A 12,015-nucleotide genomic window follows, 5' to 3' on the forward strand; every position below is an offset into this window, starting at 1 on the left:
TTAAGCCTTTTCAAAGAGCAATTCATAAATATAACGCACTTCCAAAGGTGGAATCAACAAATTATAGGACACTTCAATCGGTCGAAACGCCATTTTTATGACAGATACTGCTTCTGGCAACTCTCGATATGACACTTCATAAGCTGTCGGGTCATATTCTGGATTCAACAATTGCCGTTCTAACATACAAGCACAATGAATGATAAAACGAAGTAAAACCTTTTCGTCACTTTTTATTTTAGTTTGCAAGCAAATATCTGAATAAATCTTAGCTAATTCGATTGAAATGGTTGTAGGATTCAAAACCGTTAGTAAGTCTGTAATAGCTTCGATTGATAATCCTTGAATATATTTAGCTGAAACTTTTTTTAGTAACTCTTGGTTTTGTTTTTCTTCTAAATGATGGCCTAATAATTCGAAAACTAGCTGAATGCCCCGCTTCGATAGTAAATCTTGTAAAGAAATAAACGGAATATCTGGCACTTCTGTCTTTACGGTGCCAATGATACCAACGATTTTCTCTTCTTTTCGAACAAAAGAATGCAAGCGATCAATGTCTTCCACTTCTCTTTTCTCTAAAGTAATGATGCGTACATTCGTTAGTAATTCATTGGGAAAAGTTTTTAGTAACAACTGTTCAATTTTAATAGCAGTCCCCATACCAGTTAGACAGGAAATAATGAGAACTTTTGCCTCGTTGAAGCGACCTTTACTGCAAATCAAGGCGCGATGATTTTTTTCTTTTAAGACTGGTAATAGATACTCAAACGCCGTCGATTCATAAATGACTTCTCGGGCCACTTCTAGCAATGTTAAGAGATTGATATTGCTAATTAGCAGCACTTCCATTTGAAACGTTTGACTGATAGCATTACCAAAGTAAACCAGGGAACCGATGTCCACCATTAAAATAATTTTTTTATACTGATTTTGCTTTACAATTGTACGGACTTTTTCTAATGTTTCTTCCACTGATTGATTAATCGGCATATCAACTGCACGCATGACAGTTGTTGAAAACAGAAGGTTGGTGTACTCAACCATGCTACTGGCCGTCGCGGCACCATGTGCAACGACGATAACGCCACAGTTTTCTTCAACTGAGTGCGCTCTTTTTTTAGCTGTGACTTTACGAATAAATAGATCAAAAAAGAGGATTTCCGTATCAGCAAAAGAAATCCCAAACAATGTTTGTAGAAAGTCTACCATGGTCTTAGCAGCTTGATACTGGGTTACTTTGCCAGAATAGATATTTTTGGTATCTGAATAAAATGTTTCATTCATTTGTGCAGAATAAAAAACAGCAGAATAAAGGTGGACAATTAAAATATTCTGGAAATCCTCTGTCAATTTTTCTTGGATTAATTGTTCAAAAAAGACAATGGCTTCTTGAATTTTTGGCTGCAATGTTTCGTCAATGGCCTCTATGGCTAGCGGTTCTTGAGCAAAAATATCCATATCATAAAGTTGCTCGACTTTGTTTTGCATGATTGCTAGCGCATCCTCTGTCGAAAGAGTTAATTTTTTCAAATCCGCATATTCTTTCAATAGAAAATTATAAAAACGATCATTTTTCAGACTTTCCGATTTGAGTAACTCTTGACTGCTTAAATAAAAATGGTTGTATTGAATCGTGAGGCCATCGTTAGGTATCCACTCATTAAAAGCCAGCAGACTTTCTACATCAGGTTGCTCTTTGACTGTCCCCTCGTTTGCTTCAATGCAAATAGTTTCCGTTAATTGATCGAACACTTCTAAATAGGCTTGTGCGCTCATAAATTGAATCGCCGCTTTCAATTCGCCAACGTTGGCTTCAAAATGAGTAAACGTTAATTGTTTCAACGCCTCATAACGAATATGGATATTCTTTTGAATCCGTTGACTTTCTTCTAAGAAAAAGGACAAAATCAATTGAATTTTTTCTTTCATAGAGCGCTCGGCTAAAGCTGGAATGGCTAATGTCACAGGGATCCTTCTTAAAAACGTTTTCAAAAAATGTTGATTGACTGCTTCGGTTGTTGCAAAAATAAATTTTATCGATACATTTCTTTGTTTTTCGGCTTCGCCCATCCGTGTAAAATACCCTTTATCCAAAACTGTAAACAATTTTTCTTGGCCTTCGCTCGTTAATCGATGGACTTCATCTAAAAATAAAAAACCGCCATCTGCCAACTCCACTAAGCCTTTTTGGTCATTGACGGCACCAGTAAAACTGCCTTTTTTATAGCCAAACAGATGCGAAGTTAATAATTCTGGATTGTTGAAATATTCTGCACAATTAAAATAAATAAACGGGACTTCTTGGTTCATTTTAACTTGATAAAATTGGTGTAATTGTTCTGCAATTAAGGTTTTCCCCACCCCAGATTCTCCAGTAAGTAAAATATTCAAGCCATTAGGCGGATATAAAATAGCGGCTTTCAACTTCTTGATGGCGTCTGCTAAGCTCCCATCAAAACCAATTACGTTCGCAAATGGATTCATTTTCAGTAGCTGCTTTTTCTTATGTATCTGTTCTGCCTGTTGATAAATGTCCTCTTGCAGCGAAGCGAGGGAATCGTAGCACGTGCTACTTTTAAAAAAAGGAAACTGTTCCTCTAAGTAGTCTTTATCAAAAAATAACACCGGTCTTGATTTAACTTTAACGACTTGGTCTTTTCTCACTAATTCTGAAAGCTCTTCACTAACAGCGGTTCGGGTATAGCCAGAGGCCTGACTTAATTGCGAAGCCGTTGCGGGCAACAAGGTTGCTTTGCTACTTGGATTTTGTACGTGAAACTGTTTTAACGCTTGATGAATATTATCAATTCTCATAGTCTTTTCTCCATTTCTTTTTTGATCCAAAAGTTAATTTATTATACATTAAAACGGAAGCGGTTTCTTATTTACCATAAAAAAATCAAGTCTTTAACCAAAAGATTAAAGACTTGATTTTTATTCTCCGTATTGTACAAGTTGTGTATTTTCACAATGAAAGTCCAAGAAATCTTGGATTTTTTTACCATTGAAGTAGTTATCAATGACTCGCATGACCGCATTGTGGCAAACAAATAGGTAAGTTTCCTCTGAAGCCAAGGCTTCCTCAATCAGGGGATAAATTCGACCCGCGACATCTAGGACTGATTCCCCTTCTGGAAACGGCAAGGAAATCTCAGAACGATTTTCTTGGAAAGCCGTTGTTTCAATCGGTTCACCATCATAAATGCCAAAATTCATCTCAATTAAACGAGGTTCTGTTTCAATCGTCAATTGATTTCGTTCCGCAATTTTACGGGCTGTTTCTTGCGCCCGTTTTAAAGGGGATGCCAGTAAACGGTCGATTTGAATTCCTTGTTTGGCAATTTTTTCAGCTACCAATTCCGCTTGTTGATAGCCTTTTTCGGTCAATTGCGCTTCCGCATGACCACAAATTCTACGGGCCACATTATAATCTGTTTCACCATGTCTCACTACGTACAGCATTTTTCCACCTCAGTTTTTTGTCTTGTGTCTATTTTATCTGAAATTTGGTCACAATAACACCCTATTTAGCGGTAACTTTCTGGTAATTTAAATTTGCCTTCTTGCTCAAACTGTTCACCTACTTGGAACAAGAGATCTTCACGTCCACGAGCAGCCAACAATTGAATACCTAAGGGTAACCCCGTTGCTGTCACATGTGTGGGCAAGCTGATGGCTGGTTGTCCTGTCAAGTTAGCTAGTTGAGTATACGGTGTTAGCTGTAAACTTTTATCAAAATAATCATAGATTAATTCAGCTAGCTCTGCTTCTGTTAATTCTGCTGCTTGCGCCATTCGTTGACGAATGTGCTCACTTTGCAAATCTTCGTTAATTTTTGGTGCTGAAAAAGCCGTTGTTGGGGATAAAAACAGATCAAATTTTTGAAAAAGTTCTTCCATCGTTACTGCTGCTTGATCCCACAACTGTAATGAATGAACATAGGTGGCTGCTGGAATCTTTTGGCCAAATTGATGCATGGTCCATGAAAAAGGTTCGATTTCTTCTTTACGAATTGGGCGCCCGAGCCCCTGTTGAATGCTATTCATCATCGCTGTAGTTTCTGCGCCGTTCATTTGATAATAGGAGCGAATCAGCGCTGCACCATCGACTGGATAAGGAATCTCAATGATTTCATGACCAGCTGCTGCCAGAAAATCAGCCGCTTGTTTCGCCGCTTGTGTTGCTTCTGGCGAAATCAGTGAGCCGATAGGCGAAGCGGTACACAGAGCAATTTTTAGCCGTTGTTTTTTAGGGTGTGTTTGCCATTCTGCCAAGGGCGCTTGGTAGGGGGCGCCACTGTGGCTACCACGTAGGCCATAAAATAACGCTTTGGTGTCTCTCATAGAAATAGTCAACGCAAAGTCAATCGAGGCACCTTGCCAGCCTCGCCAGCCTTCTGGGCCGACAGGCATGGAGCCACGGCTAGGTTTTAAGCCAATTAAGCCACTAAAAGAGGCGGGAATTCGGATGGAGCCACCGCCATCGCTAGCGCCAGCGATAGGAACAATCCCGCTAGCGACAACTGCGGCAGCGCCGCCACTGGAACCGCCTGGCGAATGTTCCAGGTTCCAAGGATTGCGGGCTGGCCCGTAAAGCGCAGGATCCGTAATATTTTTAAAGCCAAACTCTGGAGCGTTGGTTTGTCCTAAAGGCATCAAACCAATCGTTTCTGCTTGTTTGACAAAGTTAGAGGTCGTTGTTGCAGTACTATTTTTAAAAAGTTGCGAGCCGGCCGTTGCCGACCACCCCGCTTTTTCTTGGCCTAACATTTTCAAAGGAAATGGCAAACCAGCAAATAGTGTGTCCTGCTGTTTATTTTTTTGATAAGTTGCTTCTGCTTCTTGGCTGTCAAAGGTTACAAAGCCATTGATCTTTGGATTTAACTTTTGGACTTTTTTCTCAATATCCTTTAAGAGTTCTGTGTGACTTACTTTCTGTTCTTTTAATTGTTGTACCCAATATAGTCCGTCTTTCATACAGACCCACCTCCTATACTATTCCTTATTAGTATAGCATGGTTTTTAGGGGTCATCCTGTGATGGTGATTTTCATTCGTCAAGAGTTTCTTTATTTTAAGTAAATAATTCGCCAATGTAAGGAAGCAACTGCGGATGCAGTTTGTAGCCTTTATACCGTGTATTTTGGATACCTTGTTTTTTAAATCCCCCTACTTGAATTTTTTTATTTAATTTTGTCAGCTGTTTGGTCATTTTTTTTCGATTATTGGCTGTTTCTTCTGTGTCATATATTAATTTACAAAGGCGTTCCATTGGTAAGTGTTCTTTTGGCGTACTATACAAGACAGCCAGTAGTGCACGTTCTGTGGCTGTTAGCTTTATTCCCTCTACATCTAACTTTTCATCTTCTCGTTGGATGGGTTTATTTAATTCTGCCAAAAGGAGATTTTCTCTTAATGTATCCAAAGTCGCATCCAATCGTAACCAATTGAGAATGCCATATTGATAGCTAATGCTCAATTCTTCCGAGGTAGGAATGTCTTCCGAGCGAAGAAACAACGGCGTTTTAACTCTGGCTAATTCCTTTAGATATAAATATTGTTCTTTGCGAGGAATCGTTTCGCTGAGAATGATGGCATCAAATTTTCGATAAAACAAATGACTTTCCTTAATTTCACCAATCAAACACGTCGTACAAAAAACTTGGTGATCTAAATGCTGTAAGCGGTTTTGAAAAGCAGTTTCTGATAAAATATTTTTTGTGATGACCATTATTTTCATTCTTGATTCCTCCTTAATTCTTTTTTAGTTCAAAATTTTCTCAATTTTCGTGTTTTGTTTTGATATATTTAGTATACTGGAAATTTTTCGAATTAAAATTTAGAAATTTACAAGCAAATCAGTCATTAACAGTCATTCCTATAATCCCTGATTTATAAAGGCTTTCTAATAGTCTTATTTAAAAAATATTTGTTATTTAATCCTCAACGTGCTATTTTTTCAATTTTTTTCTTTTTATTTAGCTGACAAACGTCAAAAGGTTGGTAGCTAATATCAACCTTTTGACGTTTGTCAGCTATTTTCTCTTGAAATCTTTGGATTTTTTTCTACTTTCACTAAAAAAAACAGCCAAAAGTGGCTGTTTTTTTGCTGTTTGTATTTATTTCATAATATCGATCAAGTCTTTTTTAGAAGCTGCCGAGGCAGGGAAATAGCTAAATACAACCCCGATAAAGACAGAAATCCCAATGGCTAATGAAACGGTCATTAAATCTGGACGAACAGAAAACGGTAGTGCCATTGATGCTAAGTAGGCAATAATCATTCCTAAAAGATAACCAGTAATTCCGCCGATTAAGGTCAAGGCAATTCCTTCTGTTAAGAATTGCTTTTTAATATCACTGGCTGTCCCGCCCAATGCACGTCGGATACCAATTTCCTTAATCCGTTCTGAAACCGAAATGTACATCATATTCATAACGCCGACCCCAGCAATTACCAGTGAAATGGCCGCAATTGCGGAAATAAACAAGGTTAAATTATTTAATAAAGAGCCCATTTCTTTGATGGTATCTTTAACATTATATTCTTGATACGTCCCGCTGTTTTTCATGGTTCCTTGTTGAGAGAGAGTTTTTATTGTTTCTTTCAATACTTGATCTGGTTGATAGCCAGGTGCTACTGTTAGCTTCAACGTAGATGTATCTTTTAGCTTGCCGAAATAATGTTCATAGGTCTTTTTGGGAAAATAAAGCAATGAGTCATCATTACCTGGACCAATGGCACCGCTGGTATTGGTTGTCACGCCAACAATGGTAAAAAGTTGATCTTTATACGGAAAAGTTCGATTAACTGCTGCAGTTGGGTCTTGGTAGAGTTCTTTGGCAACCAGTTCATCCACCACCACTGTTTTATCCAGTTTTGCATTGTCTCCATCATTCAGTTGGCGTCCCGCCAACAATTCTTTGGTGGTTTTGTTGGCAAGTTCATAGGTTACAGAAAGATTTTTCGGTCCTGCTTGAAAATTCAGTGTACCTTTTTGGGCGCCATCAACTTCTCTTTGATCAAAATCAATTTTTTCTACGCCAGGAACCATGCGCACGACCCCTAAATCATTGTCGGTAAACATCGCTTGGTCACTAAACATATCCGAAGTGTTGTAGGCCGAAAAAGAAATCTTTTTCACATTTTCTTTTTGTTTTTCAGCAGATAATTTATCGACCATGTCTTCTTTAAAGCCGTTACCGATAGCCACGATGGTAATCACCGAAGCGATCCCGATGACAATCCCTAGCATCGTTAACAAGCTGCGTCGCTTATTTTTCAAAATGGAACGGAAGGCGGTTTTCCAAATAATTGAACGTTTCATGTCAGCACCTCCTCTAAAATCTTTCCATCACGAACTTTAATCAAACGATTGCAGTATTCAATTGTTTCTTCATCATGTGTCACTAAAATAATGGTGACACCTTCATTGTTTAATTGCTGAAAGAGCGTTAAAATTTCTTCCGATGTTTTACTATCTAAAGCCCCAGTTGGTTCATCTGCAATAATAAAACTTGGCCGATTGACAATCGCACGCGCAATAGCCACACGTTGTTGTTGTCCGCCCGAAAGCTGTTTTGGATGCTTCTTGCCTTTATCTGGCAAGCCGACTTTTGTCAGAACTTCGTGGACACGATCTTTGGCTTCTTTTGGGGTTAACCCACTATATAAAAGAGGTAATTCAATGTTTTCTTCAACTGTTAGTGTTTCAATTAAACTAAAATTCTGAAAGACAAAGCCGACTGCTTCATTTCTAATTCGGGATAGTTCCTTATCAGAAAAGTCGCCAATTTCACGGTCTTCAAATAAATACGTTCCTTCAAACTTTTTATCAATAAAGCCTAGCAAATTAATCAAAGTCGATTTCCCAGAACCAGAAGGACCCATAATCGCTAAAAATTCTCCAGCGTCTACTTGGAGGTTAATATCATCTAACACATGCAGTGTTTCTTCTTCGGAATAATAATATTTATGAATATGGGCTAGCTTAATCATTGGCAGCTACCTGAACATCTTGATTATCTTTTAATTCTTTATTGGGATTGGCAATCACTTGGTCTTTCCAATTCAAGCCACTTTTGACAACTTTACGACCTAAATTTGTTTCTGTTTCAATCGGTGTTTTTTTCGCTTTGCCCGCTTTGTAAACATAGACAAATTCTTTTTCGCCTTCTTTTTGGATTGCTGCTGTCGGTATAATCATTTGCTTTTGTGGCACAGCGATACTAGTAGACAAGCCTTCTGCCCAAGGAAAATCACCTTCTACTGTAAATTGATAACTCACTACTGGATTACCTTCATTTTTAGCTATTGGGGTTTGCGCAATGGAAACAATTTTGCCTGGCGCTGATTTGCCTGAACCAACGGTCGTCACTGTTACTTCTTCCCCTGTCTGTAATTTATCGTAATCATATTCGGTTACTTTTCCTTGAATATTTTTCTTTTGTGTTGCAATTTTAATGACTGGTTTGTCGGTACTACTCATGGCACTAGCATCGACAGTGACTTGGCCATCAATTGGTGCTGTAACGACTGTGTTAACTTTGCCACGTGTTTGTTCAAGCGTGTTTGCTGCTCCGACGGCATCACTGTTGGCTAATTGAAGGGCTTGGTTAGCTTGGGCGACTTCACTATTCGCAGCACTAACGGCTTCATTCAATTGCTGAATTTCCGCATTTAGTGTTTCTTTCTCTTCAGCCTCTTTTGCGGTGTTTAATTTTTGCTTGGCTGCAGCAACTTTGTTTAACGCTTCATTGTATTTTTGAGTGGCTAAGTTAACGTTCTCTTGTGCTTGTTGAACTTGAAGATTGTTCCGATTAACGGCATTCGCTTGTTCTGTTTCTGTGGCTTGGATGTCTGAGTTATTGTACGTTAACAATGGACTATCTTTCTTGACTTCTTTACCATTTTCAACATTTATTTCGGCAATTTTTCCTAAAGAAGGATCAAAGAAAATATCCCGAGTATCTAGAAAACTCACTTGACCATCTAATTTTAATGAGGCCATTTCTGTAATGGTATACGTTGTGTATTCAGGTTCAACTTCTTTTGAAGAAAAAACTGTTTTTGCTCCGATAAATCCGACGACGACCACTGCGGCACCAATACCGAACCACACTTTTTTATTTCGCTTCTTCTGGCCTGACTTTTTCATTTATTTGTTCCTCCTTGATTTCTGTTGACGAGTTTGTCATTTTATTTAGTATATAATGAATAAAAAAACTGGTCCCTTCATCTTCCTATCATTCCTCTTACAGTTTTGACACATCTTTATCTAACAAAAAAACGTTTATCCTGTGTAAAAGGATAAACGTTTTTTGTTATTTTATTGTTCTAATTGACCCAACCAGCCAGATGTACCACCTAGAACATTGGTTACTTGATACCCTTGTTGACTGAGAAACGCACACGCTTGTGCGGAGCGCGATCCCATTTGACAAATCAGATAATAGGGTTGGTTTTTATCTAATTGCTGATAATTTTCGGTTAAAGTACTTAAAGGTAAGTTGATGGCCTGGGGGACATGCCCCAGTTGGTATTCCATTTCTTCTCGTACATCAATAATCGGTAATTTTTTTCGTTTTGCTTCCTGATAAAATTCAGGCATGCCAATCGTGTTATACATTTTCTAGTTCCTCCGGTTTTACCATTCGATATAACGCAAAAGCACCATCTAAATTTTTGGCTGAGATGCCTGCTTGTTTTAGCATCCGTTCTGCGATATAACTACGCAAACCGCTGTGACAACTAACAATGTACTCCGTTGACTTGTCTAATTCCTCCAAACGTTCTCTTAACTCATTTAAAGGAATAGACACAGCATTTTTAAATTGACCATTGGCTCGTTCGGCGGGATTACGGACATCTAATAAAACAGCCCCCTTAGCTAATTCGTTGGATAACTCATGCCATTGAACGTTTTCACTCAATCCTTCTACAAGGTTCATCGCTGCATAGCCTAACATGTTCACGGGATCTTTCGCTGAACCAAACGGCGGCGCATAGGTAAACTCTAATTCAGGCAAATCAAAAATAGTTAACTGTCCTTTAATAGCGGTCGCAAGAATATCAATCCGCTTATCTACGCCCTTTGCCCCAATTCCTTGTGCGCCATAAATTTCCCCTGTCGTAGGATGGAAAACTAATTTTAACTGAAGATCTGTTGCGCCAGGATAATACCCCGCATGGTCTTTTCCACTGATATGCACAACAGCTGTTGTTAGTCCAGCAGCTTTAGCAGCTCGTTCGCTTAAACCAGTTGAAGCGGCGGTTAAATCAAAGACTCGCACAATGGCGGTCCCAATGCTTCCTTGATTTTTTCTCTCTAACCCAGCAATCACATCCGCTACTTGACGTCCTTGGCGATTGGCAGGAGAAGCTAAAGAAATCAGCGCATCTTCTTGAGTGATTTGTTGTTTCACTACAATAGCATCCCCAACCGCATAAATATCGGGTTGATTCGTTTGATAGTGTTCATCAACAACAATACCGCCACGTAAACCAGTTGCTACACCTGCTTCAACTGCTAAGGTATTTTCTGGTTGGACCCCCACCGACAAAATGGTTAAATCAGAATCTAATGTTTGACCGTCTTCTAAGCGAATCACTTGCCCTTCTTCTTCAAAAGCAACCGCAGATTGTCCCGTAATTACTTGAACATTGTTTTTGCTTAATTCAGCTTTGACAAAAGCGGCCATTTCTTCGTCTAATGGCGGTAAAACATGGGGTGCCTTTTCCACGAGAGTGACTTCTAATCCGCGTTTTTGTAAGTTTTCTGCCATTTCCAAGCCAATGAAGCCTGCGCCAATCACGACGGCTCGTTTTGTTTCTGGTGTCAAGGCTGTCATAATTTGATCTAAATCAGGAACATTTCTTAATGAAAAAACATTTTTGGCTTCTGCCAATCCTGTAATTGGTGGCACAAAAGGTTTCGCCCCTGGTGATAAAATCAATTTGTCATAGTGTTCTGTTAAAATTTCTGTTTCATGTTTCACTGTGATCACTTTTTCTATTGGATCAATAGCCACCACTTCATGGTGAGGACGAACATCTAAATTAAACCGTGACTTTAACGCTTCGGGTGTTTGAACAAGCAGTTGCTCTCTTTCTGCGATTTCGCCAGAAACGTAGTAAGGCAAACCACAGTTTGCAAATGAAACAAAAGGGCCTTTTTCCATGACAACAATTTCAGCATCTTCCATTAAGCGACGTAAACGTGTCGCTGCTGACATGCCACCAGCCACGCCTCCGATAATTACAATTTTCATTTATTTTCCTCCTTTAATTTGACCAGACCATTGGGACATCCCGCCACGAACGTTAATCACGTGATAGTTTTTTCTCGCTAAAATTTTGGCCGCATTTTTACTGCGCATGCCGGACTGGCAAATCACATAGACCTCGTTAGCGGGTTTGTTGTAGGCGGGAATTTTGTTAAGTGGGACATTAATCGCTTGTGGAATATGCCCTGCTCGGTATTCGCTAGGTGTTCGGACATCTAATAACGTTATCTCTTTAGATAAACGTGACTGCAATTCCTTTGTTGAAATACTTGGCGTTTTTTTAAACAATTGAAATAACATCTTTTTCTCCTTCTCTTATATACCTTATGGGGTATATTTAACATGAAAAAGTTAGACTTGTCAACTGAAGAGATTTCTGCCATTTTTAGATTCAAAGAAAAGATAGTTGACAAAAATACCTCGTGTAGGTATATTTTAAACCAATCACTACTCTTAAGGAGGGGCAAAATGACTGAAGAAAAAAAGAAAGTGCTGAATCGTTTACGCCGCACAGAAGGCCAAATTCGCGGGATTCAAAAAATGATTGATGAAGAAAAAGAGTGTATCGATGTTATCACTCAGTTGAGTGCGGTCCGTTCTAGTATTGATCGCGTAATGGGGATGATTGTTGCGGAGAATTTAAAGCATTGCTTTGAAAATCCTGAAAAAGATCCTAAAGAACAAGAAGAGCGATTAGCACAAGCGATTAATATGATTGTCAAAAAGTAAAA

General features: G+C 38.9%; 11 protein-coding genes. 1 reads left to right on the forward strand and 10 read right to left on the reverse strand.

What is annotated here, in order from left to right; translation table 11 throughout:
• From IGL93_RS11770 to IGL93_RS11815, 10 genes are all read right to left on the reverse strand, one after another.
• Complete coding sequence (locus IGL93_RS11770; RefSeq protein WP_010776136.1) at positions 1-2,814, reverse strand: sigma 54-interacting transcriptional regulator; 2,814 nt, start codon at positions 2,812-2,814, stop codon at positions 1-3.
• Positions 2,815-2,934: 120 nt separating this feature from the next.
• Positions 2,935-3,462 carry a histidine phosphatase family protein gene (locus IGL93_RS11775; RefSeq protein WP_002359138.1) on the reverse strand — a complete coding sequence of 176 codons (528 nt, stop codon included), beginning with the start codon at positions 3,460-3,462 and terminating at the stop codon, positions 2,935-2,937.
• Between the two features lie 65 nt (positions 3,463-3,527).
• The gene (locus IGL93_RS11780; protein WP_010776137.1) at positions 3,528-4,976 is read right to left on the reverse strand and encodes an amidase; all 1,449 of its coding nucleotides are present in this window, start codon (positions 4,974-4,976) and stop codon (positions 3,528-3,530) included.
• A 96-nt stretch (positions 4,977-5,072) separates the two neighbouring features.
• Entirely contained in the window at positions 5,073-5,738 is a 666-nt protein-coding gene (locus IGL93_RS11785; RefSeq protein WP_010713768.1) for a helix-turn-helix domain-containing protein, read from the reverse strand.
• Positions 5,739-6,117: 379 nt separating this feature from the next.
• Positions 6,118-7,326: an ABC transporter permease gene (locus tag IGL93_RS11790; protein ID WP_002367350.1), complete on the reverse strand. Its 1,209-nt coding sequence runs from the start codon at positions 7,324-7,326 to the stop codon at positions 6,118-6,120.
• The gene (locus tag IGL93_RS11795; RefSeq protein WP_002365285.1) at positions 7,323-7,997 is read right to left on the reverse strand and encodes an ABC transporter ATP-binding protein; all 675 of its coding nucleotides are present in this window, start codon (positions 7,995-7,997) and stop codon (positions 7,323-7,325) included. The genes IGL93_RS11790 and IGL93_RS11795 overlap by 4 nt, the downstream gene beginning before the upstream one ends.
• On the reverse strand, positions 7,990-9,156 hold the full coding sequence (locus IGL93_RS11800; RefSeq protein ID WP_002361088.1) for an efflux RND transporter periplasmic adaptor subunit: 1,167 nt from the start codon (positions 9,154-9,156) through the stop codon (positions 7,990-7,992). Before IGL93_RS11800 ends, IGL93_RS11795 begins: the two co-directional genes overlap by 8 nt.
• A gap of 171 nt (positions 9,157-9,327) precedes the next feature.
• Positions 9,328-9,627 carry a rhodanese-like domain-containing protein gene (locus IGL93_RS11805; protein ID WP_002355066.1) on the reverse strand — a complete coding sequence of 100 codons (300 nt, stop codon included), beginning with the start codon at positions 9,625-9,627 and terminating at the stop codon, positions 9,328-9,330.
• Positions 9,620-11,269 (reverse strand): FAD-dependent oxidoreductase, encoded by a 1,650-nt coding sequence (locus IGL93_RS11810; protein WP_010776139.1) that lies wholly within the window; start codon positions 11,267-11,269, stop codon positions 9,620-9,622. The genes IGL93_RS11805 and IGL93_RS11810 overlap by 8 nt, the downstream gene beginning before the upstream one ends.
• Positions 11,270-11,584 (reverse strand): rhodanese-like domain-containing protein, encoded by a 315-nt coding sequence (locus IGL93_RS11815; RefSeq protein WP_010776140.1) that lies wholly within the window; start codon positions 11,582-11,584, stop codon positions 11,270-11,272.
• A gap of 168 nt (positions 11,585-11,752) precedes the next feature.
• Here IGL93_RS11815 and IGL93_RS11820 point away from each other — a divergent pair, with 168 nt between their 5' ends.
• The gene (locus tag IGL93_RS11820; RefSeq protein ID WP_002355063.1) at positions 11,753-12,013 is read left to right on the forward strand and encodes a metal-sensitive transcriptional regulator; all 261 of its coding nucleotides are present in this window, start codon (positions 11,753-11,755) and stop codon (positions 12,011-12,013) included.
• Positions 12,014-12,015 lie beyond the last annotated feature (2 nt).

The sequence above is a fragment of the Enterococcus sp. DIV1328a genome, assembly GCF_050536905.1.
Classification (GTDB): domain Bacteria; phylum Bacillota; class Bacilli; order Lactobacillales; family Enterococcaceae; genus Enterococcus; species Enterococcus faecalis.